This is a genomic window from Enterobacter sp. FW301-JW81 (assembly GCF_058788735.1).
The window spans coordinates 124,711-148,866 of record NZ_JBYTBA010000008.1 but is presented as its reverse complement, the minus strand read 5'-3'; the positions used below and the strand labels follow the sequence as shown (position 1 = coordinate 148,866).

Annotated in this window: 24 protein-coding genes; 8 read left to right on the top strand and 16 right to left on the bottom strand. The window is 56.3% G+C overall.

Features of this window, described 5'->3' with window-relative positions; translation table 11 throughout:
* The first annotated feature begins 2 nt into the window (after positions 1 to 2).
* On the top strand, positions 3 to 872 hold the full coding sequence (locus AC3WOK_RS21305; protein WP_047345763.1) for a phosphoribulokinase: 870 nt from the start codon (positions 3 to 5) through the stop codon (positions 870 to 872).
* A 79-nt stretch (positions 873 to 951) separates the two neighbouring features.
* On the opposite strand, the gene AC3WOK_RS21300 is transcribed toward AC3WOK_RS21305, so the two are convergent.
* Entirely contained in the window at positions 952 to 1,356 is a 405-nt protein-coding gene (locus tag AC3WOK_RS21300) for an OsmC family protein (RefSeq protein WP_014885509.1), read from the bottom strand.
* Positions 1,357 to 1,667: 311 nt separating this feature from the next.
* Between AC3WOK_RS21300 and crp the strand changes: the two genes are divergently transcribed.
* Together crp and AC3WOK_RS21290 are read left to right on the top strand one after the other, a co-directional pair.
* Complete coding sequence (crp, locus tag AC3WOK_RS21295; protein WP_000242758.1) at positions 1,668 to 2,300, top strand: cAMP-activated global transcriptional regulator CRP; 633 nt, start codon at positions 1,668 to 1,670, stop codon at positions 2,298 to 2,300.
* Between the two features lie 57 nt (positions 2,301 to 2,357).
* Positions 2,358 to 4,445 (top strand): YccS/YhfK family putative transporter, encoded by a 2,088-nt coding sequence (locus tag AC3WOK_RS21290; RefSeq protein WP_264440032.1) that lies wholly within the window; start codon positions 2,358 to 2,360, stop codon positions 4,443 to 4,445.
* On the opposite strand, the gene argD is transcribed toward AC3WOK_RS21290, so the two are convergent.
* The 4 genes from argD to ppiA all read right to left on the bottom strand — a co-directional run bounded on the left by argD (position 4,442) and on the right by ppiA (position 7,606).
* Positions 4,442 to 5,662, bottom strand: a complete 1,221-nt coding sequence (argD, locus tag AC3WOK_RS21285; protein ID WP_492355084.1) for a bifunctional acetylornithine/succinyldiaminopimelate transaminase — start codon at positions 5,660 to 5,662, stop codon at positions 4,442 to 4,444. The two genes, AC3WOK_RS21290 and argD, sit on opposite strands and share 4 nt — an antisense overlap.
* An 86-nt stretch (positions 5,663 to 5,748) precedes the next feature.
* Positions 5,749 to 6,312, bottom strand: a complete 564-nt coding sequence (pabA, locus tag AC3WOK_RS21280) for an aminodeoxychorismate synthase component 2 (protein WP_059311246.1) — start codon at positions 6,310 to 6,312, stop codon at positions 5,749 to 5,751.
* Between the two features lie 30 nt (positions 6,313 to 6,342).
* Positions 6,343 to 6,927 carry a putative adenosine monophosphate-protein transferase Fic gene (locus AC3WOK_RS21275; RefSeq protein WP_063958057.1) on the bottom strand — a complete coding sequence of 195 codons (585 nt, stop codon included), beginning with the start codon at positions 6,925 to 6,927 and terminating at the stop codon, positions 6,343 to 6,345.
* Between the two features lie 106 nt (positions 6,928 to 7,033).
* Entirely contained in the window at positions 7,034 to 7,606 is a 573-nt protein-coding gene (ppiA, locus tag AC3WOK_RS21270; protein WP_014885514.1) for a peptidylprolyl isomerase A, read from the bottom strand.
* Between the two features lie 278 nt (positions 7,607 to 7,884).
* Between ppiA and tsgA the strand changes: the two genes are divergently transcribed.
* A complete protein-coding gene (gene tsgA, locus AC3WOK_RS21265) occupies positions 7,885 to 9,069 on the top strand; it encodes an MFS transporter TsgA (RefSeq protein ID WP_059311244.1) in 1,185 nt (394 codons plus the stop codon).
* Between the two features lie 3 nt (positions 9,070 to 9,072).
* On the opposite strand, the gene AC3WOK_RS21260 is transcribed toward tsgA, so the two are convergent.
* Positions 9,073 to 10,389: a cytosine deaminase gene (locus AC3WOK_RS21260; protein ID WP_059311243.1), complete on the bottom strand. Its 1,317-nt coding sequence runs from the start codon at positions 10,387 to 10,389 to the stop codon at positions 9,073 to 9,075.
* Positions 10,390 to 10,628: 239 nt separating this feature from the next.
* On the opposite strand from AC3WOK_RS21260, the gene nirB reads away from it, so the two are divergent.
* The 4 genes from nirB to AC3WOK_RS21240 all read left to right on the top strand — a co-directional run bounded on the left by nirB (position 10,629) and on the right by AC3WOK_RS21240 (position 15,319).
* Positions 10,629 to 13,172 carry a nitrite reductase large subunit NirB gene (nirB, locus tag AC3WOK_RS21255; protein ID WP_447856396.1) on the top strand — a complete coding sequence of 848 codons (2,544 nt, stop codon included), beginning with the start codon at positions 10,629 to 10,631 and terminating at the stop codon, positions 13,170 to 13,172.
* Positions 13,169 to 13,495, top strand: coding sequence for a nitrite reductase small subunit NirD (nirD, locus tag AC3WOK_RS21250; RefSeq protein ID WP_063430390.1), 327 nt, complete (start codon positions 13,169 to 13,171; stop codon positions 13,493 to 13,495). Before nirB ends, nirD begins: the two co-directional genes overlap by 4 nt.
* Before the next feature lie 136 nt (positions 13,496 to 13,631).
* A complete protein-coding gene (gene cysG / locus AC3WOK_RS21245) occupies positions 13,632 to 15,005 on the top strand; it encodes a siroheme synthase CysG (RefSeq protein WP_447856398.1) in 1,374 nt (457 codons plus the stop codon).
* Between the two features lie 143 nt (positions 15,006 to 15,148).
* The gene (locus tag AC3WOK_RS21240; RefSeq protein ID WP_008503029.1) at positions 15,149 to 15,319 is read left to right on the top strand and encodes a YhfL family protein; all 171 of its coding nucleotides are present in this window, start codon (positions 15,149 to 15,151) and stop codon (positions 15,317 to 15,319) included.
* A 138-nt stretch (positions 15,320 to 15,457) separates the two neighbouring features.
* On the opposite strand, the gene trpS is transcribed toward AC3WOK_RS21240, so the two are convergent.
* From trpS to AC3WOK_RS21190, 10 genes are all read right to left on the bottom strand, one after another.
* On the bottom strand, positions 15,458 to 16,462 hold the full coding sequence (gene trpS / locus AC3WOK_RS21235; protein WP_063430386.1) for a tryptophan--tRNA ligase: 1,005 nt from the start codon (positions 16,460 to 16,462) through the stop codon (positions 15,458 to 15,460).
* The gene (gph, locus tag AC3WOK_RS21230; RefSeq protein WP_492355083.1) at positions 16,455 to 17,216 is read right to left on the bottom strand and encodes a phosphoglycolate phosphatase; all 762 of its coding nucleotides are present in this window, start codon (positions 17,214 to 17,216) and stop codon (positions 16,455 to 16,457) included. Before gph ends, trpS begins: the two co-directional genes overlap by 8 nt.
* Positions 17,209 to 17,886, bottom strand: coding sequence for a ribulose-phosphate 3-epimerase (gene rpe / locus AC3WOK_RS21225; RefSeq protein ID WP_024907923.1), 678 nt, complete (start codon positions 17,884 to 17,886; stop codon positions 17,209 to 17,211). Before rpe ends, gph begins: the two co-directional genes overlap by 8 nt.
* Positions 17,887 to 17,927: 41 nt before the next feature.
* A complete protein-coding gene (dam, locus tag AC3WOK_RS21220) occupies positions 17,928 to 18,740 on the bottom strand; it encodes an adenine-specific DNA-methyltransferase (RefSeq protein WP_047345751.1) in 813 nt (270 codons plus the stop codon).
* A 67-nt stretch (positions 18,741 to 18,807) separates the two neighbouring features.
* Complete coding sequence (damX, locus tag AC3WOK_RS21215; protein ID WP_063430384.1) at positions 18,808 to 20,109, bottom strand: cell division protein DamX; 1,302 nt, start codon at positions 20,107 to 20,109, stop codon at positions 18,808 to 18,810.
* Between the two features lie 92 nt (positions 20,110 to 20,201).
* Positions 20,202 to 21,290 (bottom strand): 3-dehydroquinate synthase, encoded by a 1,089-nt coding sequence (gene aroB, locus AC3WOK_RS21210; protein ID WP_063958054.1) that lies wholly within the window; start codon positions 21,288 to 21,290, stop codon positions 20,202 to 20,204.
* Positions 21,291 to 21,346: 56 nt separating this feature from the next.
* Entirely contained in the window at positions 21,347 to 21,868 is a 522-nt protein-coding gene (aroK, locus tag AC3WOK_RS21205) for a shikimate kinase AroK (RefSeq protein ID WP_003861630.1), read from the bottom strand.
* 286 nt (positions 21,869 to 22,154) lie between these two features.
* Positions 22,155 to 23,378, bottom strand: a complete 1,224-nt coding sequence (gene hofQ, locus AC3WOK_RS21200; protein WP_235836465.1) for a DNA uptake porin HofQ — start codon at positions 23,376 to 23,378, stop codon at positions 22,155 to 22,157.
* Complete coding sequence (locus AC3WOK_RS21195; RefSeq protein WP_415270344.1) at positions 23,305 to 23,673, bottom strand: HofP DNA utilization family protein; 369 nt, start codon at positions 23,671 to 23,673, stop codon at positions 23,305 to 23,307. The genes hofQ and AC3WOK_RS21195 overlap by 74 nt, the downstream gene beginning before the upstream one ends.
* Before the next feature lie 25 nt (positions 23,674 to 23,698).
* Complete coding sequence (locus tag AC3WOK_RS21190; RefSeq protein ID WP_492355082.1) at positions 23,699 to 24,154, bottom strand: HofO family protein; 456 nt, start codon at positions 24,152 to 24,154, stop codon at positions 23,699 to 23,701.
* Positions 24,155 to 24,156 lie beyond the last annotated feature (2 nt).

Here is a 24,156-nt window from a genome sequence, read left to right as displayed (position 1 = left end):
CTATGTCTGCCAGACATCCGGTTATTGCCGTTACGGGGTCGAGTGGTGCGGGAACCACCACCACCAGCCTCGCCTTTCGCAAGATTTTCGCCCAGCTGAATCTCCGTGCGGCGGAGGTCGAAGGCGACAGCTTTCACCGCTACACGCGCCCTGAGATGGACATGGCCATCCGTAAGGCGCGCGATCTGGGTAAACACATCAGCTACTTCGGCCCGGAAGCCAATGACTTCGGCCTGCTGGAGCAAACCTTCCACGAATATGGCCTGAGCGGCACAGGGCAGTCCCGTAAGTATCTGCACACTTACGACGAAGCCGTGCCCTGGAACCAGGTACCGGGCACCTTTACCCCCTGGCAGCCGCTGCCGGAACCCACCGACGTGCTGTTCTACGAAGGATTACACGGCGGCGTGGTCACGCCCCAGCACGACGTGGCGCGCCACGTGGATCTGCTGGTCGGGGTGGTTCCTATCGTTAACCTGGAGTGGATCCAGAAGCTGACGCGTGACATGAGCGAGCGCGGCCACTCGCGCGAGGCGGTGATGGATTCCGTCGTTCGCTCAATGGAAGACTACATCAATTACTTAACGCCGCAATTCTCCCGCACGCACATTAACTTCCAGCGCGTGCCGACGGTGGACACCTCCAACCCGTTTGCCGCCAAAACGATCCCTTCTCTGGATGAGAGCTTTGTGGTGATCCATTTCCGCAATCTTGAAGGCATCGATTACCCCTGGCTGCTGGCGATGCTGCAGGGCTCGTTTATTTCGCACATGAATACATTGGTGGTGCCGGGCGGAAAAATGGGACTGGCAATGGAGCTTATCATGACGCCGCTGGTGGAGCGGCTGATGGAAGGGAAGCAGATCGCATAATCATTTTTGCCCGGTGGCGCTGCGCTTACCGGGCCTACAATCCGTAGGGCGGGTAAGCGCAGCGCCACCCGCCAAAAGATTAAGCCTCGATCACTTCATACGAATGGGTAATTTTTACCGCTTTCTCCAGCATTAACGCCACAGAGCAGTACTTCTCCGCAGACAGGTCCACCGCGCGTGAGACCGCCGCGTCTTTCAGCGCTTTACCGGTGACAACAAAGTGAAGATTAATGTGGGTGAACAGGCGTGGCGCCTCTTCCCGGCGCTCTGAGGTGAGTTTGACCTCGCAATCCGTCACGTCATGACGGCCTTTTTGCAGAATCGACACCACGTCAATCGCGCTGCATCCGCCTGCCGCCATCAGCACCATTTCCATTGGGCTTGGCGCTTTATCACCGGAGTTACCATCCATCAAAATCTGGTGTCCTGACGCGGACTCGCCCAGGAACGTTAAACCTTCAACCCACTTCACGCGCGCTTGCATATTTTTGAACTCCAACGTTGCATTTTTGGTGACAGATTACGCGTGCGTTACATTTCTCGCAATGGAAGGCGACCTGCATCATGCTGAAGCGAGACACCAGGAGACACGCGGCGAAAGCTATGCTAAAACACTCAGGATGCTACAGTAATACATTGACGTTACACGTGTATGCAGAGGACATCAAACTTTACTGGCTGCGAAACGTTACGGTAGCCGACTTCCCAGGGTATGGGTAAGAATTCGATTGCAACCCCAGAGTCCGGATGCATCTGATGACTCTGGTGACAGCTTATAACAGAGGATAACAGCGCATGGTGCTTGGCAAACCGCAAACAGACCCGACTCTCGAATGGTTCTTGTCTCATTGCCACATTCATAAGTACCCATCGAAGAGCACGCTGATTCACCAGGGTGAAAAAGCGGAAACGTTGTATTACATCGTTAAAGGCTCGGTGGCAGTGCTGATCAAAGATGAAGAAGGGAAAGAGATGATCCTTTCTTATCTGAACCAGGGCGATTTCATCGGTGAACTGGGCCTGTTTGAAGAGGGCCAGGAACGTAGCGCCTGGGTTCGTGCAAAGACAGCATGTGAAGTGGCTGAAATTTCTTACAAGAAGTTCCGTCAGCTGATTCAGGTTAACCCTGACATCCTGATGCGTCTTTCTTCCCAGATGGCGCGCCGTCTGCAGGTCACCTCTGAGAAAGTGGGTAACCTCGCCTTCCTGGACGTAACTGGCCGTATTGCACAAACGCTGCTGAACCTGGCGAAACAGCCAGACGCAATGACCCACCCGGACGGCATGCAAATTAAAATTACCCGTCAGGAAATTGGTCAGATCGTCGGTTGTTCCCGTGAGACAGTGGGCCGTATCCTGAAAATGCTGGAAGATCAAAACCTGATCTCCGCCCACGGTAAAACCATCGTGGTCTACGGAACGCGTTAATTCCGCTTAAACGGCGTGTCACCGCAGGGTGTCACGCCGTTTTTGTCTCTACTCCCCATGTGGCGCAGGCTGATCTATCACCCCGAAGTTAACTACGCACTGCGACAAACGCTGGTGTTGTGTCTTCCTGTGGCCGTGGGCTTGATCCTCGGACATCTTCAGCAAGGTCTGCTGTTTTCTCTCGTGCCCGCCTGCTGCAACATCGCCGGTCTGGACACGCCGCATAAGCGCTTTTTCAAACGTCTGACTATTGGCGGCTGCCTGTTTGCGGGCTGCAGCCTCGCCGTACAGCTTCTGCTTGCCCGGGACATCCCGCTGCCGCTGATCCTGACCGTGCTGGCCATGACCCTCGGCGTCACCGCCGAAATCAGCTCGCTGCACGCCCGCCTGCTTCCCGCCTCGCTGATTGCGGCCATTTTCACGCTGAGCCTCGCCGGGAATATGCCGGTGTGGGAGCCGCTGCTGATCTACGCTCTGGGGACGCTGTGGTACGGGCTGTTCAACTGGTTCTGGTTCTGGCTGTGGCGCGAACAGCCGCTGCGTGAATCTCTGAGCCTGCTCTATGTGCAGCTGGCGGATTACTGCGAAGCCAAATATACCCTGCTCACCCAGCATACCGATCCGGAAAAATCCTTGCCGCCGCTGCTGACGCGCCAGCAAAAGGTGGTAGATCTGATAAGCCAGTGCTATCAGCAGCTGCACATGCTCGCCGCCAACAAAAACCACGAATACAAACGGCTGCTGCGCACCTTCCAGGTCGGTCTCGATCTGCAGGAACATATCTCCGTTAGCCTTCACCATCCGCAGGAGGTACAAAAGCTGGTCGAGCGCAGCCACGCCGAAGCGGTGATCCGCTGGAACGCGCAGACAGTATCGGCACGTCTGCGGGTCCTGGCTGACGATATTCTCTACCACCGCTACCCCACGCGCTTTAACATGGAAAAACAGCTCGGCGCGCTGGAGAAAATCGCACGCCAGCATCCGGATAACCCGGTTGGCCAGTTTGCCGCCTGGCACTTCAGCCGCATCGCCCGCGTGCTGCGCACGCAGCGCCCGCTTTATCCCCGCGATCTGATGGCGGATAAGCAGAAACGGTTGCCGCTACTGCCCGCGCTCAGAAGCTATCTTTCTCTTAAATCATCCGCCCTGCGCAACGCCGCCAGGATCAGCGTTATGCTCAGTACCGCCAGCCTGATGGGCATGGCGCTGCATCTGCCGAAACCCTACTGGATCTTAATGACCGTGCTGTTTGTCACCCAGAACGGCTACGGCGCCACGCGGGTGCGTATTCTGCACCGGGCCGGCGGAACGATGGCCGGGCTGATTATTGCGGGCGTGACGCTACACTTCCACGTGCCGGAAGGCTATACCCTGGCTGGCATGCTGGCGATTACGCTGGTGAGCTACCTGATTATCCGCAAAAACTACGGCTGGGCGATGGTGGGCTTTACGGTGACGGCGGTGTATACCCTGCAGCTGCTCACGCTCAATGGTGAACAGTTTATTGTCGCCAGGCTGATTGATACCCTCATTGGCTGCCTGATTGCCTTTGGCGGCATGGTCTGGCTGTGGCCGCAGTGGCAAAGCGGGCTGCTCAGGCAGAACGCCCACGACGCGCTGGAGGCCGACCAGCAGGCCATTCGATTGATCCTGAGCGACGACCCGCAGCCCTCCCCGCTGGCCTATCAGCGCATGAAGGTCAACCAGGCGCATAACGCCCTGTTTAACTCGCTCAACCAGGCGATGCAGGAGCCGGGCTTTAACTCGCACTATCTGGCGGACATGAAGCTCTGGGTGACGCACAGCCAGTTTATCGTCGAGCATATAAACGCCATGACAACGCTGGCGCGCGAGCACACGATGCTGACGCCAGACCTGGCCCAACGTTACCTGCAGTCGTGTGAAATTGCGCTGCAGCGATGTCAGCAGCGCCTGGAATATGACTCGCCGGGCGAGTCGGGAGATTCGAACATTCTGGAAGCGCCGGAGACGTTAACCCACGGGCCAATGAGCACCCTGGAGCAGCATTTGCAGCGCATTCTGGGGCATCTGAACACCATGCACACCATTTCGTCGGTGGCATGGCGTCAGCGTCCACATCACGGGATTTGGCTCACCCGCAGGCTGAAGCGGACGGCGTATTAACCTTTTACGATCTTCGCGACCGCAGCGGCAAAACGGGTTAACCCGTCTTCAATGTCTTTGTCTTCCACCACCAGCGACGGTGCAAAACGCATCACGTCCGGACCCGCGTTCAGCACCATCACCCCTTCGTGGGCGGCGGCGTGCAGGAAATCGCGCGCGCGGCCTTTGTACTGCGGCTTCAGCTCGGCACCAATCAGCAGCCCCATCCCGCGGATCTCGCTGAACACGTCGTACTGGTCGTCAATCTTTTGCAGGTGTTTTACGAACAGCTCGCGCTTCGCGTTCACGCCGTTCAACACCTCAGGCGTGTTGATAATATCAAACGCCGCGCCCGCCACAGCACTCGCCAGCGGGTTGCCGCCGTAGGTAGAGCCGTGAGAGCCCACGTGGAACGCGGAGGCGATATCCTGGGTCGTCAATACTGCACTCACCGGGAAGCCGCCGCCGAGCGCTTTGGCGCTGGTCAGAATATCCGGCGTCACGCCGTAGTGCATGTAGGCAAACAGATCCCCGGTACGGCCCATTCCACACTGAACTTCATCAAAGACCAGCAGCGCCTGATGCTCGTCGCACAGTTCGCGCAGCCCTTTCAGGAATTCCGGCGTGGCCGCCGTCACGCCGCCTTCGCCCTGAATAGGCTCCACCACCACCGCGCAGGTGTGATCGTCCATTACCGCTTTCACCGCATGCAGATCGTTAAACGGCACGTGGACAATATCGGCCGGTTTCGGGCCAAAACCGTCGGAATACTTCGGCTGACCGCCAACGGAGACGGTAAAGAAGGAGCGCCCGTGGAAGGCATTGTGGAAAGCGATAATTTTGGTTTTGTACGGACTGTGGCGCGTGGTGGCGTAGTAGCGCGCCAGCTTGAAGGCGGTTTCGTTGGCTTCGGTACCGGAGTTCATAAACAGCACGCGCTCGGCAAACGTGGCATCAATGATCTTGCGGCCTAGACGCAGCGCCGGTTCGTTGGTGAACACGTTGCTGGTGTGCCACAGGGTTTCGCCCTGGGTTTTCAGCGCGTCCACCAGCGCAGGATGGCAATGACCGAGCGCCGTAACCGCAATCCCGCCCGCGAAATCCACGTACTCTTTACCCTGCTGATCCCAGACGCGGCTGCCTTTTCCCTTCACCGGGATAAACTCAGCCGGTGCATAAATCGGCAGAATCACTTCATCGAATGTCGCGCGGGTAATTGCTGGTTGTTCAGTTGCCATGTCATGCCCATCCATTTTATGTCACATCAATTGTGAAAATATAATCACAAAATATGCATAAAAAATCACGGCAAGGCAACAGATATTCAGCGATTGAGGAAATTTGCCAGCAGCGCGTGCCCCTGTTCGCTGAGGATGCTTTCCGGGTGGAACTGCACGCCTTCGAGATCCCATTCGCGGTGGCGAATCCCCATGATCTCCTGCGACTCGCTCCAGGCCGTCACGTCAAAGCACTCAGGCAGCGTCGGTGGGTCAATCACCAGCGAATGGTAGCGCGTCACGGTTAAAGGATTATTAAGCCCCGTAAATACTCCGGTACCGGCGTGAGTGACCGGAGAGGTTTTGCCGTGCATCACTTTCGCGGCACGCACGATGGTAGCGCCAAACGCCTGGGCAATCGCCTGGTGGCCCAGGCAGACGCCCAGAATCGGCAGCTTGCCGGCATAGTGCCGGATGACATCCAGAGAAACACCCGACTCCGACGGCGTACACGGCCCGGGTGAAATCACGATTTTCTGCGGAGCCAGCGTCTCAATATCGGCGAGATCGATCTCGTCGTTGCGGCGGACAACCACCTCTGCACCCAGTTCACAAAAATACTGGTAAAGGTTCCAGGTGAAGGAATCGTAGTTATCAATCAGCAGAATCATGGCGGCTCCCGAAAAAAATGCCGCCCTATTCTACTCAGATTCCCGCGCTTCGCTCACTACTTTGGCAAAGATCGCGCTCAGCGCGGACAAATCACCCGTTGCGCCACTTCGGTTAGCGGCGACCCACTGCTCGGGATCGATATCGCGCCAGTCCAGGGCGTAATCCGCATGAATGGCCAGTTGCTCGAAGAAAACGCGTTGGGCAATACCGTTGCCGCGCATAAAAGGATGCAGCATATTGATTTCGCAGTAATAGTGGCTAATTCTGTCAACAAACGCCGCTTTCTCAAGGCCAGCCAGATACTTCTCGCTTTCCAGCGCCGCCATCAGCTCGTTACCCATCTTTTCGATGTATTCGAAATGGCAGAACGGAATATCGCCCTTAAAAATATCGTCGGTACGGAACTCGCCTGCCCCCTTCATTTCACTGCGATACAGGTGTCGATGAATGAGGCACAGATGGGGTAACCCGGGCGCGGGAGGCCCAAGCTCCAGCGTCTCAATATGGGGTTCTGAGGGACCAATACCTTTTTCAAGGAGACAACTGGCCTGAAGATTGACGTTACGCTGCTGCTCCCAGAGACGGGATTTTTGCTTATCGGTGAGTTTTTTCACTTAACGCCTCCCTGAATAGTCCGTTTGCCACAAGTATAAGCAGCAAAACGCGCTTTCGCAGGGAGGGCTAAATCATACGGGCGAGGATCGCCCGTATTTAAGACAATTACGGCAGCACTTTCGCGGAGAGGATAACCACCGGTTTTGACGGCACATTCTGGTACGGGCCGACGTCATGGGTAGGCACCTGAGAAATCTTATCAGCCACATCCATTCCTTTCACAATTTTACCGAAAACGGCATAACCGAAATCACGCTGACCGTGATCCAGGAAGGCGTTATCGGCCACGTTGAGGAAGAACTGACTGGTCGCGCTGTCTTTATCCGCCGTACGCGCCATAGAAATGGTCCCGCGCTTGTTCAGCAGGCCGTTGTCCGCTTCGTTTTTAATCGGCGGGTTCGGCTGTTTCTGCTGCATCTGCTCGTTGAAGCCGCCGCCCTGAATCATAAAGCCTGGGATCACGCGGTGGAAAGTGGTGTTGTTGTAGAAACCACTGTTCACATAGTCGAGGAAGTTTTTCACGGAAACAGGGGCTTTCTGGCTGTTCAGTTCCAGCTCAATGTTCCCGGCGGAGGTGGTCAGCAGAACGTGAGGGTCTCCTTTTGCTGCCAGCGCAGCAGGGGAAACGGCAGAAAGAGCAAACACAGCTGCGACAGCCGCCAGTGTTGATTTGAGCATGAGAATTCCTTAACAAAGCGCAGTATAAAAAGCGAATGGCTTGATTCTAAAGAGCAGTATGAACGGAGACCAGCCTTTTACCTAATTTTACGAAATTGAAACAGTTGTAACCGCGCAAACGATTGGTATTTGCGGCTTTTTATGTGATCATGATCACATAAAAACCTGCAATGAAGTTCTAATTTCTCTTAAAAGATATGAATAGATCACTTTAATGTCTAAAATCTGCCCGCTCTCAGCGCCCGATGGGCGCTTTTCTTTTTTTGAACAGGCCAGACATGACTAACAGCAATCGCATCAAGCTCACATGGATCAGCTTCTTCTCCTACGCCCTGACCGGCGCGTTGGTGATCGTCACCGGGATGGTGATGGGAAATATCGCAGACTACTTCCAGCTGCCCGTTTCCAGCATGAGTAACACCTTCACCTTCCTCAACGCGGGGATCCTGATCTCCATCTTCCTGAATGCCTGGCTGATGGAGATCGTGCCGCTGAAAACCCAGCTGCGCTTTGGTTTTGTGCTGATGCTCGCCGCCGTGGCGGGCCTGATGCTGAGCCACAGCATCGCCCTGTTCTCCGCCGCCATGTTCGTGCTCGGTCTGGTCAGCGGTATCACCATGTCGATCGGGACCTTCCTGATTACCCATATGTATGAAGGCCGTCAACGCGGCGCGCGCCTGCTGTTTACCGACTCTTTCTTCAGCATGGCCGGAATGATCTTCCCGATGGTCGCCGCCGTTCTGCTGGCCCGCAGCATTGAGTGGTACTGGGTTTATGCCTGCATCGGCCTGGTCTACGTGGCAATCTTTATTCTGACCTTCGGCTGTGAGTTCCCGGTGCTGGGCAAAAAAGCGCAGACTACCGCAGAACCCGTCGCGAAAGAGAAATGGGGCATCGGCGTGCTGTTCCTCTCCATTGCCGCCCTGTGCTACATCCTGGGCCAGCTGGGCTTTATCTCTTGGGTACCGGAATACGCGAAAGGCCTGGGCATGAGCCTGAACGACGCGGGTAAGCTGGTGAGCGATTTCTGGATGTCTTACATGTTCGGCATGTGGGCATTTAGCTTCATCCTGCGCTTCTTCGACCTGCAGCGTATTCTGACCGTGCTGGCGGGCCTGGCCACCGTGCTGATGTATCTGTTCATCAACGGTTCTCCGGAGCACATGCCGTGGTTCATTCTGACCCTGGGCTTCTTCTCCAGCGCGATCTACACCTCGATCATTACCCTGGGCTCTCTGCAGACCAAAGTGGCCTCGCCGAAGCTGGTTAACTTCGTCCTGACCTGCGGCACTATCGGCACCATGCTGACCTTCGTGGTCACGGGCCCGATCGTCGCCCACAGCGGTCCGCTGGCCGCCCTGCACACCGCGAACGGCCTGTATGCCGTGGTGTTCATCATGTGCCTCGTTCTGGGCTTCGTGACCCGCCACCGCCAGCACAACGCGGCAGCGGCATCTCACTAAACCCTACGCCCCTTTGCGCTCGGCAGAGGGGCTGTTTCTGGCAAAGCTCACCTCTTCCCCTCCGATGTCCATCTGGATCCAGGTCTGCGCCAGCTGCGTGGTGGCAATCACGCGCCCCTGTCGAATCGACCAGCGCACCGGCACCTGACAGCGCACCGCTTCAAACCCGCTCTCCGCAGGCAGAATAATCAGATTCGCCGGGTTTCCCGTTTCAATGCCGTAATCACTCAGGCCGAAGGTCCGGGCGCTGTTATGGGTTATCAGATTCAGGCCGCTGTCGATTTGCGGATACCCCATCATCTGGCAGACGTGCAGCCCCATATGCAGCACCTGCAGCATGTTGCCGGTACCGAGCGGGTACCACGGATCAAACACATCGTCATGCCCGAAGCAGACGTTAATGCCCGCTTCCTGCAGCTCTTTCACGCGGGTGATACCGCGACGCTTCGGATAGTCGTCAAAGCGACCCTGCAGGTGGATGTTGACCAGCGGGTTAGCGACGAAGTTAATTCCCGACATCTTCAGCAGGCGGAAAAGCCTCGAGGTGTACGCGCCGTTGTAGGAGTGCATGGCGGTGGTGTGGCTTGCCGTCACGCGTTGGCCGATACCGGCCTCATACGCCAGCGTTGCCACCGTCTCGACAAACCGCGACTGCTCGTCGTCAATTTCATCGCAGTGGATATCCAGCGGACGGTCATATTTCTTCGCCAGGTCAAACGCGATATGCAGCGACTGGACGCCGTACTCGCGGGTGAACTCGAAGTGTGGGATCGCCCCCACCACGTCGGCTCCCAGCTTTAAGGCTTCTTCCAGCAGCGCCGCGCCGTTCGGGTAAGAGAGAATGCCCTCCTGCGGGAACGCGACGATTTGCAGCGTCACCCACGGCGCAACCTCCTGCTTCACCTCCAGCATCGCCTTCAGGGCGGTGAGCGTCGGGTCGGAGACATCCACGTGGGTGCGGACAAACTGAATGCCGTTGGCGATTTGCCACTTCAGCGTTTTCCAGGCACGCGCTTTCACATCGTCATGGCTGAGCAGCGCCTTGCGCTCCGCCCAGCGCTCAATGCCCTCAAACAGCGTTCCGGACTGGTTCCAGTTCGGCTCGCCCGCCGTCTGGGTGGTATCAAGATGGATATGCGGCTCGATGAACGGGGGAATAGCCAGCCCACCGCGCGCATTCAGTACTTCATAACTCTCGGCATGAGTATCGTCCATTGGGGTGATGTCACCAAATCGCCCGTTCTCAATGGCAAGCTGCCACAGCCCTTCCCGACCCGGTAAACGAACATTCTGAACAAGCCATAACGGTGTTGTAGACATACCTTTCCCCTAAAAAACGCAGCTGATATTCAGGCGTATCGATTTTTGCAAAACCGCCCCTGATTTGTACACAAATTCAACGAACACGAAAAGCCTGCGATTTCCGCCACTTATAAAAATCCTGACAAATCAGTCGCATACCACCTAAGGGGTAGGCGAAGGCGTATTTGATTTGCATCAATAAGCGCCCCTGCTGAATCGTTAAGGTAGGCAGTAATAGAAAAGAAATCGAGGCAATAATGAGCAAAGTCAGACTCGCTATCATCGGTAACGGCATGGTCGGCCACCGCTTTATTGAGGATCTTCTCGATAAAGCCGATGCTGAGCAGTTCGATATTACCGTGTTCTGTGAAGAACCCCGCAAGGCGTACGACCGTGTGCACTTGTCTTCCTACTTCTCCCATCATACCGCCGAAGAGCTCTCTCTGGTGCGCGAAGGTTTCTACGAGAAGCATGGCGTAAAAGTGCTGGTAGGCGAACGCGCTATCACCATCAACCGTCAGGAAAAAGTGATCCACTCCAGCGCCGGGCGTACGGTTTTTTACGACAAGCTGATTATGGCGACGGGCTCCTATCCGTGGATCCCACCGATTAAAGGCTCAGAAACTCAGGATTGCTTCGTTTATCGTACCATTGAAGATCTCAACGCCATTGAGTCCTGCGCACGTCGAAGCAAGCGCGGCGCGGTGGTCGGCGGCGGCCTGCTGGGCCTCGAAGCCGCGGGCGCGCTGAAAAACCTCGGCGTTGAAACCCACGTCATCGAATTTGCCCCAATGCTGATGGCCGAACAGCTGGACCACATGGGTGGTGACCAGCTACGCCGTAAAATCGAAAGCATGGGCGTGAAGGTTCACACCAGCAAAAACACCAAAGAGATCGTCCAGGAAGGCACCGAGGCGCGCAAAACCATGCGCTTTGCCGACGGCAGCGAGCTGGAAGTCGACTTCATCGTCTTCTCCACCGGTATTCGCCCGCGCGACAAGCTGGCAACCCAGTGCGGCCTGGCCGTCGCCCAGCGCGGCGGGATCATGATTAACGATACCTGCCAGACCTCAGACCCGGATATCTACGCGATTGGCGAATGCGCCAGCTGGAACAACCGCGTGTATGGTCTGGTCGCGCCGGGTTACAAAATGGCGCAGGTTGCCGTGGACCATATCCTCGGCACTGAAAACGCCTTCGAAGGCGCGGACCTGAGCGCCAAGCTGAAGCTGCTGGGCGTGGACGTTGGCGGTATTGGCGATGCGCATGGCCGCACGCCTGGCGCTCGCAGCTACGTTTATCTCGATGAAAGCAAAGAGGTCTACAAACGCCTGATCGTCAGCCAGGACAACAAAACCCTGCTCGGCGCGGTGCTGGTGGGCGATACCAGCGACTTCGGCAACCTGCTGCAGCTGGTGCTGAATGCTATCGAACTGCCGGAGAACCCGGACGCGCTGATCCTGCCGGCGCACGCCTCCAGCGGTAAGCCCTCTATCGGCGTGGATAAATTGCCGGACAGCGCGCAGATCTGCTCCTGCTTCGACGTCACCAAAGGCATGCTGATTTCAGCCATCAACAAAGGCTGCCACACCGTGGCGGCGCTGAAAGCGGAAACCAAAGCCGGTACCGGCTGCGGCGGCTGTATTCCGCTGGTCACTCAGGTGCTGAACGCCGAGCTTGCGAAACAGGGTATCGAAGTGAACAACAACCTGTGCGAGCACTTTGCGTACTCTCGCCAGGAGCTTTACCACCTGATCCGCGTGGAAGGCATCAAATCCTTCGACGAACTGCTGGCGAAACACGGCCAGGGCTACGGCTGCGAAGTGTGTAAACCGACCGTCGGGTCACTGCTGGCCTCCTGCTGGAACGAGTACGTGCTCAAACCGGAACACACGCCGCTGCAGGATACCAACGACAACTTCCTGGCAAACATTCAGAAAGACGGCACCTACTCCGTCATCCCACGTTCCGCCGGTGGCGAAATTACGCCGGAAGGGCTGGTCGCGGTGGGCCGCATTGCACGTGAATTTAACCTGTACACCAAAATCACCGGTTCCCAGCGCATCGGCCTGTTTGGCGCGCAGAAAGACGATCTGCCGGAAATCTGGCGTCAGCTGATTGAAGCTGGCTTCGAAACCGGCCACGCGTATGCCAAAGCGCTGCGTATGGCGAAAACCTGCGTGGGCAGCACCTGGTGCCGCTACGGCGTCGGTGACAGCGTGGGCTTCGGCGTGGAGCTGGAAAACCGCTACAAAGGCATCCGTACGCCGCACAAAATGAAGTTCGGCGTCTCCGGATGTACCCGTGAATGTGCGGAAGCGCAGGGTAAAGACGTGGGTATTATCGCCACCGAAAAAGGCTGGAACCTGTACGTCTGCGGTAACGGCGGGATGAAGCCACGCCATGCGGACCTGCTGGCCGCGGATCTCGACCACGATACGCTGATTCAGTATCTCGACCGCTTCATGATGTTCTACATCCGTACCGCCGATAAGCTGACCCGTACGGCCTCCTGGCTCGATAACCTGGAAGGCGGTATCGACTACCTGAAAGCGGTCATCATCGACGACAAGCTGGGCCTGAACGAACATCTGGAAGCCGAGATGGCTCGCCTGCGCGCGGCGGTTATCTGCGAGTGGACTGAAACCGTTAATAGCCCGGCGGCACAGACCCGCTTCAAACACTTTATCAACAGCACCCAGCGCGACCCGAACGTACAGGTTGTGCCAGAGCGTGAACAGCATCGTCCAGCAACGCCGTATGAACGTATTCCGGTTACGCTGGTGGAGGAAAACGCATGAGCCAGTGGATAAACATTTGCGATATTAACGACATTATCCCCGCAACCGGCGTGTGCGCGCTGCTGGGCAGCGAGCAGGTTGCGATTTTCCGCCCTCGCCGCGATGAACAGGTTTTTGCCATCAGCAATATCGACCCGTTCTTCGAGGCCAGCGTGCTCTCCCGTGGACTGATTGCGGAACATCAGGGTGAGCTCTGGGTCGCCAGTCCGTTGAAAAAGCAGCGTTTCCGTTTAAGCGACGGGCACTGCATGGAAGATGAAAGCTTCTCTGTGAAGCACTACGACGCCCGCGTGAAGGACGGCAAGGTGCAGCTGAAAGGCTAATTCCCTCGCCTTTTCAATATGAAAAGCTTATGACCCCTTATGGGTAACGGCAGGAAAAACCGTATGTTCTGTACGATTCCTGCTGTTATCCTGACGTCAATTCTTACCCCCTCCATGAATGCTGCGAGGTAACGTCGTGGATCACCTGCCGATTTTTTGTCAATTACGCCACCGCGACTGCCTGCTTGTGGGCGGCGGCGACGTGGCCGAGCGCAAAGCGCGCCTGCTGTTAGAGGCTGGCGCCCGACTGACCGTCAACGCCATTGCCTTCTCCCCCCAGTTTGACGTCTGGGCGCAGGAAGGGATGCTTACGCTGGAGCAGGGGGAGTTTAATGAATCCCTGCTGGATACCTGCTGGCTGACCATTGCCGCGACGGATGACGATGCAGTGAACCAGCGCGTCAGCGACGCCTGCGAAGCGCGCCGGATCTTCTGCAACGTGGTGGATGCGCCGAAAGAGGCCAGCTTCATCATGCCGTCGATTATCGACCGTTCGCCGCTGATGATCGCGGTATCGTCCGGCGGCCGCTCGCCCGTTCTGGCGCGCCTGCTGCGGGAAAAGCTGGAAGCCGTATTGCCACAGCACCTCGGTCAGATTGCCCACTACGCGGGGCAGCTGCGTTCCCGCGTGAAGCAAACCTTCGCGACCGTTGGCGAGCGTCGACGCTTCTGGGAAAAATTCTTCGTGAACGACAGGCTGGCGCAGTCGCTGGCGAATCAGGACAGCAAAGCGGTTGAAGAGACAACGGCGCAGCTATTCTCTGAACCGCTGGACCATCGCGGTGAAGTAGTGCTGGTGGGCGCAGGCCCTGGCGACGCAGGGTTACTGACCCTGAAAGGGCTACAGCAGATCCAGCAGGCGGATATTGTGGTTTACGATCGTCTGGTCTCTGATGACATCATGAACCTGGTGCGTCGCGACGCCGACCGCGTCTTCGTCGGCAAACGCGCGGGCTACCACTGCGTTCCGCAGGAAGAGATTAACCAGATCCTGCTGCGCGAGGCGCAAAAGGGCAAACGCGTGGTGCGTCTGAAAGGGGGCGATCCGTTTATCTTTGGTCGCGGAGGCGAAGAGCTGGAAACCCTGTGCGACGCGGGTATTCCCTTCTCCGTCGTGCCTGGGATTACGGCGGCATCCGGCTGCTCGGCTTACTCTGGCATTCCGCTGACCCACCGGGATTACGCCCAGAGCGTGCGCCTGGTGACGGGCCACCTGAAGACCGGCAGCGAGCTGGACTGGCATAACCTGGCAGCCGAAAAGCAGACGCTGGTGTTCTACATGGGGCTGAACCAGGCTGCCACAATCCAGGCGAAGCTGCTGGAGCATGGCATGGAGTCAGATATGCCCGTCGCGCTGATCGAAAACGGTACCGTCATTACGCAGCGCGTGGTGGATGGGGTGCTGACGCAGCTAGGCGAACTGGCGCAGCAGGTCGAAAGCCCGGCGCTGATTGTAGTTGGGCGCGTGGTCGAACTGCGCGATAAACTCAACTGGTTCTCGAATCACTAACGCATATTCTTCCTTTCCGGAGTAGTCCTTAAGCGGACTACTCCCCTCTTACCGCTGTCGATAACATACCGCCCCGAAGTGGAAATTTTCCCTTTATTCCCTTGAGTTACATCCAATTTTCGTTTTTAAGACAAGGAATGCGTATGTTCAAACTGGCAAAAGCCGCCGTTCTGGTCGGCCTGTTATCCACTCTGACGGCCTGCACCGGTCACGTACAGAACACCAAAAATAACTGCAGCTACGATTACCTGCTGCACCCGGCGATCTCCATTTCAAAGATCATCGGTGGTTGCGGCCCGGCGGCACAGCAGTAAGCGTTTTACAGGCGTAAAAAAACCGGGGCTTCCCGGTTTTTTATTAGGGTGGTTTTTTGTCGGGTGGCGGCTCCGCCTTACCCGACCTACATGACCTCGTAGGCCGGGTAAGCGTCAGCGCCACCCGGCAAAGCAGGCTTAAGGTTTACCCACAAACCCAATCGCTTCGTACACCGCTTTCAGGGTTTCGGACGCGCGCGCGCTGGCTTTTTCCGCGCCCTCTTTCATCACTTTCTGCAGGAAAGCTTCATCGTTGCGATAGCGGTGATAACGCTCCTGCAGCTCAGTCAGCATGCCGGAAACGGCATCTGCCACTTCGCCTTTCAGGTGGCCGTACATCTTCCCTTCAAAGTGCTGTTCCAGCTCAGAAATGCTCTGGCCGGTAACACCGGAGAGAATATCCAGCAGGTTGGAGACGCCCGCTTTATTCTGCACGTCGTAGCGCACCACAGGCGGCTCGTCGGAGTCGGTCACCGCGCGCTTGAGCTTTTTGACCACCGATTTCGGATCTTCCAGCAGGCCGATAACGTTGTTGCGGTTATCGTCAGACTTGGACATCTTCTTGGTTGGCTCCAGCAGCGACATCACGCGCGCGCCGGATTTCGGAATAAACGGCTCTGGCACCTTAAAGACATCGCCGTAGATCGCGTTGAAGCGCTGGGCAATATCGCGGCTCAGCTCGAGATGCTGCTTCTGGTCTTCACCCACCGGCACCTGGTTAGTCTGGTACAGCAGGATGTCTGCCGCCATCAGCACCGGATAGTCAAACAGACCGGCGTTGATGTTTTCAGAGTAGCGCGCGGATTTATCCTTGAACTGGGTCATGCGGCTCAGTTCACCGAAGTAGGTGTAGCAGTTCAGCGCCCAGCCCAGCTGTGCATGCTCTGGCACATGGGACTGAACAAAAATGGTGCTCTTCTCAGGATCGATCCCACAGGCCAGATACAGGGCGAGGGTGTCCAGCGTGGCTTTGCGCAGCTTCTCAGGATCCTGACGCGCGGTAATCGCATGGAGATCGACGATGCAGTAAATGCAATGGTAGTCGTCCTGCATGCTGACCCACTGACGTAACGCACCCATGTAGTTACCAATGGTCAATTCACCTGAAGGCTGTGCGCCACTAAAAACGATGGGCTTAGTCATTATTCAATTCCTGATGTTCACTGTGCGAAAGCCCGAGTGCGGGCAACAAATCTTTGAAGTGGTCGAACACAACATCCGGCTCACTTAGCGTGATGGCCTCACCGTAGTTGTAGCCATAGGTTAATCCGACGGAAGGACATCCAGCCGCTCGGGCAGCCAGAATATCATTGCGCGAATCACCGACAAAGAGCAGCTCAGCAGGTGTTAAGGATAATTTTCCTGCCACCAGCAGCAGCGGTTCCGGATGCGGCTTTTTGTTTTGCACATCGTCACCGCCCACAATCACGGAGAAGTACTTCGCGATATCCAGCGCTTCAAGCAGCTGTGCCACAAACGGCGTTGGTTTGTTGGTCACCAGCCCCAGCGGAATACCCTTCGCGCGCAGCGCGCTCAGCGTTTCCGTAACGTCCGGGAAGAGGAAACTGCCCTCCTCGACGGTCTCTTCGTAGAAACGATCGAACAGTTTGCGCAGAATGCGCAGCTGCTCTTCCTGCGGGATATCGGCACCATCGACGCTCGGTTTACCCTGCGCGGAACGCTGCGACGCGCGCTCCTGGCGCGCCCACGTCAACGCGCGCTCCATCAGCACATCAGCGCCGTTGCCAATCCACGTGACGACACGCTCTTCGCCCGCAACAGGCAGTTCAAGGGCATACAGCGCCTGGTCGACGGCACTCGTTAAGCCCGGCGCGCTGTCAACCAGCGTGCCGTCGAGGTCGAATGCCACACCCCGAATTGCCTGCAACTTATCCATGACTTACCTTCGCCAGCTCGCGGCGCATTTCATCAATGACTTTTTTGTAATCCGGTTGGTCGAAAATCGCTGAACCTGCAACGAACATATCCGCGCCCGCTGCCGCAATTTCACCAATGTTATTCACTTTCACACCGCCGTCTACTTCAAGGCGAATATCGTAACCTGACTCATCAATGCGACGGCGTACTTCACGCAGCTTATCCAGCGTGTGAGGAATGAACGACTGACCGCCAAAGCCAGGGTTAACGGACATCAGCAAAATGACGTCCAGCTTATCCATCACATAGTCGAGATAGCTCAGCGGCGTGGCCGGGTTAAATACCAGACCCGCCTTGCAGCCGTTCTCTTTGATCAGCTGCAGGGTGCGATCCACATGTTCAGAAGCTTCCGGATGGAAGGTGATGATGCTGGCGCCCGCTGCGGCGAAATCCGGCACGATACGGTCGACAGGTTTCACCATCAGATGGACGTCAATCGGGGCGGTAATGCCGTAGTTGCGCAGCGCCTTAAGCACCATTGGACCAATGGTCAGATTGGGGACGTAGTGGTTATCCATAACGTCGAAATGGACGACATCTGCGCCAGCCGCGAGAGCTTTAGCGGTATCTTCACCCAGGCGGGCAAAATCGGCCGACAGAATTGAGGGAGCAATCAAAAACTGTTTCATCCGCATCTCCTTGAAATGTGTTTACCGGCGGGCAAAACGGCTCAGGGGCGATAAAGAGCCAGGAGTTCGTCCACCTTTTTACGTGTGCCGCCGTTGCTGCTAATGCTACGCCGCACTTTAACCTGAAAATGCTTCGCGGCTTTGTACCATTCGCGTGTATCAGGGGTATCGTGATTTGAAATTAACACCGGAATTCTTTTGCTGACCAGCTTTTCCGCCATCTCCGCCAGACGGGCCTGTTCGGCCGGGCTGAAGCTGTTGGTGTGATAGGCGGTGAAGTTCGCCGTCGCCGACAGCGGCGCGTAAGGGGGATCGCAGTAAACCACCGAGTTTACGCCTGCCAGTTCCATACACTCTTCATACGAGAGGCAGTGAAACTCGGCATGCTGTGCTTTTTCGGCAAAGTGATACAGCTCGTCCTGCGGGAAATAGGGACGCTTATAGCGGCCAAAAGGCACGTTAAATTCCCCACGAAGATTATAACGGCACAGGCCGTTGTAACCATGACGGTTGAGATAGAGGAACAGCAGCGCCCTGCGGAACGGATCCTGACTCTGGTTAAACTCCGCACGGAACTGGTAGTAAACGTCCGGGTTATTGTTCTCAGGCGTAAACAGTGCACGCGCCTCTGCGACATACTCATCGGTACGATGCTTAACGATGTTATAGAGGCTGATAAGGTCGCTGTTGATATCCGCCAGGATATAACGAGAAAAATCGGTGTTCAGGAACACCGATCCCGCACCCACGAAAGGCTCGATAAGACACTCGCCTTTCGGCAGGTGCTTTTTAATATCATCGAGCAGGGGGTATTTCCCCCCTGCCCATTTCAGAAAAGCGCGATTTTTTTTCATGCTGACTAACTGATTACACCTTCTCCGGCTGTGGAGAAAGCTCCGACAGCATCCTGCGCTTTAAACATTACTTCAGATCGGCCTGAACCTGATGAATCGGCTTCGCCCACGGGTTTTTCGCCTGCACGTCTGCTGGCAGCGTCGCCACGGCACGTTTTGCTTCATCTTTAGAAGCATACACACCGCTGACCAGCACATACCACGGCTGACCGTTACGGGTCGTCTGATAAACAACATAGTTTTTCAGATTGGATTTCTTCGCCCAACCGTTGAGGTTGTCATAGTTAGACGAACTGCTCAGCTGCAGCGTGTAGTTGCTGGATGGCGCAGACTTCAGCGAACCGACGTTACCTGCCGTTTTACCTGCCGCGCTGCTGGATGCTGTTGCCGTTGCGGCAGGCGCAGCTGTAGCAGCCGGTGCCGTGGTGGTCGCCGTTGCTTTCGGCGCAGTCTGCGTGACTGGCGCTTTAGCAGGCTCGCTCACCGCAGCCGTTTCAGTGTGTTTCGGCTGTGCCGGTACGGCTTTCACTTCAGGCGCTTTTACCACTGCCTGAGGTTTAGTTTCGCGCTTAGGCTCAATCACCGCCTGCTTACGTTCAGGACGTGTCGCAGTTTGCGTCTGGCGCGGTTTGGTTTCCGTCGCGGCCGTTTGCGGCTGAGCGTTACCGCCGCGAATCGGGGCAACGGTTGCAGGTTCAGTTGGCAGCGTAGAGTTAACCACGACGTTATCAACCTGCTGCTGGTTCTGCGGCTGCGTCAGCGCATTGTTCAGGTCTCCCTGAACTTCTACGCGCTGCTGGCCTTCAGGCGTAGCAGGTGCCTGACCCTGAGCAGGGGTAGAGGAAACGGGCGGCAGAGAAACATCCTGCGGCGTTGTTGTGTTACCAGCAGTCTGCTCTGCAGAAGTGGTACCCGGTGCAGGCTGTGCGCCATTCGCCTGATTGGACGCATCGTTACCGGAAAGGTTAATGCTCTTCTCGGCGGAAGCGGTTTGCTCGGTTGAGTTCGTTGACGGTGCTTTTAGCGCGGAGCCAATGCCGACAATCAGCAGCACAAGCACCAAAACGCCAAGGCCCATCATGATGTACTGGCGGGAAGCCGGTTTTGGCGCAGCGGCTTTTTTACGTTTACGCGGGCGACGCTCTACAGGCTGTTCGTCCATTGAATCTTCTTCGGACTCATAATCCTCTTCTTCTCGCTCCTCGTGCGCGTTGCGGCTGCGCGAAGGGCGACGATCGTCTGCATCCAGATCAACATCGTCAAAGTTGATCTGCGGCTCGTTATCACGTTCTGAAGATTGACGAGAACGACCAGTACGACGATCGCTGGGATCGGGTTTCAGCTCGTCTTCTGGTTTGAATTCATCCATTTAACACCCCACTCAAAGGCTTATGCCAACGACTTTGCATTTCACCTGAAGCTAAACGACCACCTGCAACAGTGGCCTGACCTTTCTAGTTGTTACGCCTGCTGACAATCAGCGATAGCGCCAAGAACGACATCGTGCGGTACTCCGCCGCGCACTTCACTCTTCCCTATTGCAAGTGGGAGTACAAGACGCATCTCACCTGCCAATACTTTTTTATCGCGCATCATGTGGGGTAAATACGCTTGCGCCGACATCTCCTGCGGCCCGGTTACCGGCAAACCTGCACGCTCAAGCAGCGCAATGATGCGTGCCGTCTCTTCCGGCTTGAACTGTCCAAGACGTTCAGAGGTGCGGGCAGCCATTACCATTCCGGCCGCAACGGCTTCACCGTGCAGCCAGTTACCGTAACCCATTTCGGCTTCAATCGCGTGACCAAACGTATGCCCAAGATTCAGTAAAGCACGTAAGCCCGTTTCACGCTCGTCTGCCGCGACAACTTCTGCTTTCAGCTCACAGCAACGACGAATGCAGTATGCCAGTTTAGCCTCATCCAGGCGCAACAACGCATCCATATTCTCTTCAAGCCAGTTAAAGAACTCGCCATCCAGAATAATGCCGTATTTGATCACTTCCGCCAGACCGGAAGCCAGCTCGCGCTTCGGCAGGGTTTTCAGACAGTCGAGATCCACCACCACCGATGCGGGCTGGTAGAACGCGCCAATCATGTTTTTACCGAGCGGATGGTTGACTGCCGTTTTGCCACCCACAGAGGAGTCGACCTGAGACAGTAACGTGGTCGGGATTTGAATAAAGCGGACACCACGTTGATAGCTTGCGGCCGCAAAGCCGGTCAGATCGCCCACAACACCGCCGCCCAGGGCAAGCAGTGTTGTATCGCGACCGTGCGGTTTTTGCAGCAATGCGGTAAAGACGGTATCCAGTACCGTCAGGCTTTTATACTGCTCGCCATCGGGGAGAATCACACTGTCGACTTTAACGCCCGCCTGCTCAAGCAGGTGGCGCACGCGGTCGAGATAAAGCGGAGCCAGCGTCTCATTGGTGACCAGCATCGCCTGATCACCCGCTTTCAGTGGTAAAAAGGAAGCTGGATCGTTAAACAAACCAGCCGCGATGGTGATAGGGTAACTACGTTCCCCGAGAGTAACTGTAATCCTCTCCATGACGCGACATCCACCTTTAATGCTTTACCCGCAGGCGAGTGTATATAAAGCCAGAATCAGTTGCTTTCCAGCATATGAATAATCTGGTTTGCAACCACTTTAGCGCTCTGATCGTCAGTACGAATGGTCACATCGGCAATCTCTTCATACAGCGGATTGCGTTCATCGGCCAACGCTTCCAGAACTTCGCGTGGTGGCGTTTCAACCTGCAGCAACGGGCGCTTTTTATCGCGCTGCGTACGTGCCAGCTGTTTCTCAATGGTCGTCTCAAGATAGACCACTACGCCACGGGCGGAGAGACGGTTGCGGGTTTCGCGAGATTTCACAGAGCCGCCGCCTGTTGCCAGAACGATGCCCTGTTTTTCCGTGAGTTCGTTGATCACTTTTTCTTCTCGGTCACGGAAACCTTCTTCGCCTTCTACGTCGAAAACCCAGCCCACATCAGCTCCGGTTCGTTTCTCAATCTCTTGATCAGAATCGTAAAATTCCATATTGAGTTGTTGAGCTAACTGACGCCCAATAGTGCTTTTGCCGGCACCCATAGGCCCAACCAGAAAGATATTGCGTTTCTCTGCCATTTTATCGGTACTACTAAGACTATTCGTTAATGGTAATCCCCGCTTCGCAGACACCCAGCGTAGCAGGACATGAACTGAAACCTCATATGCAATAGAGCGAGAGTCAGACTAAAAATTATCTCAATACTCCGGCTTGTTTGGCAACTGATTAAATCACCGCGCCGGGCGCATAAGGTAATAAGACGTAAGTCCAACTCAAATCGGTACTCCTTGTATGCTAATTCATGCCCCACGTCAAACTTCTGCAACAAACTGAATGCAAAATCATTGCGGAGATCGTCACCCGTCAGTGAATAGCGACCAGACGTGGCGTAATAAACACCACTAACTCGCGTCGTTCGTTATCTTTCCCGTCATGGCGAAAAAGCGCCCCAATCCAGGGAATGCTACCCAGCCCCGGTACGCTGTCAGTGCCGGTTTTGTTCTTCTGCGAAAAAATTCCGCCCAGCGCCAGCGTTTCTCCACTTTTTACCTCAACCTGCGTTTCTATCTCCTGTTTGTCGATAGCCAGCGTTTCACCGTCAGCCTGCTGCAGCACCTGTCCTGGCATATTTTCGCTGATGTGTAATTTCAGGCGCACGCGTCCCCCCGGCAATACCACCGGTGTCACCTCCATTCCCAATACCGCCTCTTTGAACTCAACGGAGGTCGCGCCGCTTTCACCGCTTGAGACCTGATACGGAATTTCACTGCCCTGCTTAATACTGGCCGGTTGCATATGCGAGGCCAGCAGCCGCGGGCTGGCGATGATATCGACCTGCTGTTTTTGCTCCAGCGCAGACAGCTCCAGATCCAGCAGCCGACCGTTGATTCGCCCGATATTAAAACCCACGTGGCTGGTGGCGCCAGGCACAGAAAGATCGCCGCCAAGCGTCGTGAGCTGTCCGACCTTGCCCGCGTCGGTGGCGTCGGCGAGATTCCACTTCACCCCCAGCTCGCGCAGACTTTTTTCAGTAATGGTCACAATGTGCGCAGCCAGCTCCACCTGCTCGACGGGAATATCCATCTGAGCGGCCCAGCGCTGGAGCGTATCCACCACCGTCTGGTTATCCCGGATCAGCAGGCGGTTGGTACGTTTGTCGACGGATAAGCTCCCCTTTGGGCTCAGGAGTTTTTCTGCGGCTTTTTGCAGATCTGCGGCATCGGCATAGGAAAAAGAGATGCTCTGTGAGACCAGCGGTGCATCAAGCTGTCGACGCGTCCGCTCCTGCTCAGAACGTTCCTGCTGTTCACGCTGCCACGCTGCGGTATGAACATAAAAAATGCCCCCTTCCTCTCGCAAAACGAGCCCGGCGCTGGAGACAACCGTCTGTAGCGCTTGCCGCCAGGGGACGCGCGTCAGATTGAGCGAAAGCGTGCCGCTGACATCAGGCGATACCACCAGATTACGGCTCTCCTGTGCGACCAGCGCCTGCAGCACCTGGACCACAGGGACGTCATCCACCACCAGCGTGACCGGCTTCGGCGCGGCGGCCCACAGTGGATGGCTGAACGCCAGCAGCCACAGCATTATCCGTAAATTCATTTTTATCCGTTCCTTCTCGTTGCCACGTCCATCGGACGGGTTCACAGGTATCACCCACATCAACAACCAGCTCAGATTCATTGATGGCTGTTATCTGCCAGCCCGCCGGGAAGCGTTCGTACGCTTTCAGGCGGTACCAGCGCTTTTGCCCATCCTGTAAGATGCCAATAGCCTGACCTCCTCCCACCATGCCGCGATAGTGCCATTGCGCCAGTTCGCCAATGGCGCAAGGATCGTCCGGCGGGCGAAACGGATCGCGCATGCCTGTTAAGAGCAACACTGAGCAAACCAGCAAATATCGCGCGCTATTTCGCATGATTCAGCTCCAGCCGCAGGCGTAGCGCCTTACCTTCTGACGAAATAGCGAAAGCTGCGACCTGCACGTCCCGCTGCGCCAGCCGGAAAAAAAGCCCCGGGATCGCCGGCCACTCAACCTCCAGCGCCAGTTCTCCTCCGTTCGGCAGCGGCTTCCAGTGAACCAGCGTCGTGCCATTGTCCTGAAAATCGAGCGGTGAAAACGGCGTCAGCTCCCGTACTTCCGTCATTTCCGGGTGAAACGGCGCCTTTCTGACCGCAGGCCATAACGCCGCGTTTGCCCTTACGTCCTGGATAAGCTGGCGTTGTCGTTCAGCACACTGTCTGTCTACCGGTCTGAGCAAGGTGCCCCACGCGGCCAATGCTGCCAGGAGACTCCCCAGACACCAGCAGAGCACCCGAATCCAGGAACGACTCTCGCACCAGCGTTCCAACAGGGTATTCACGC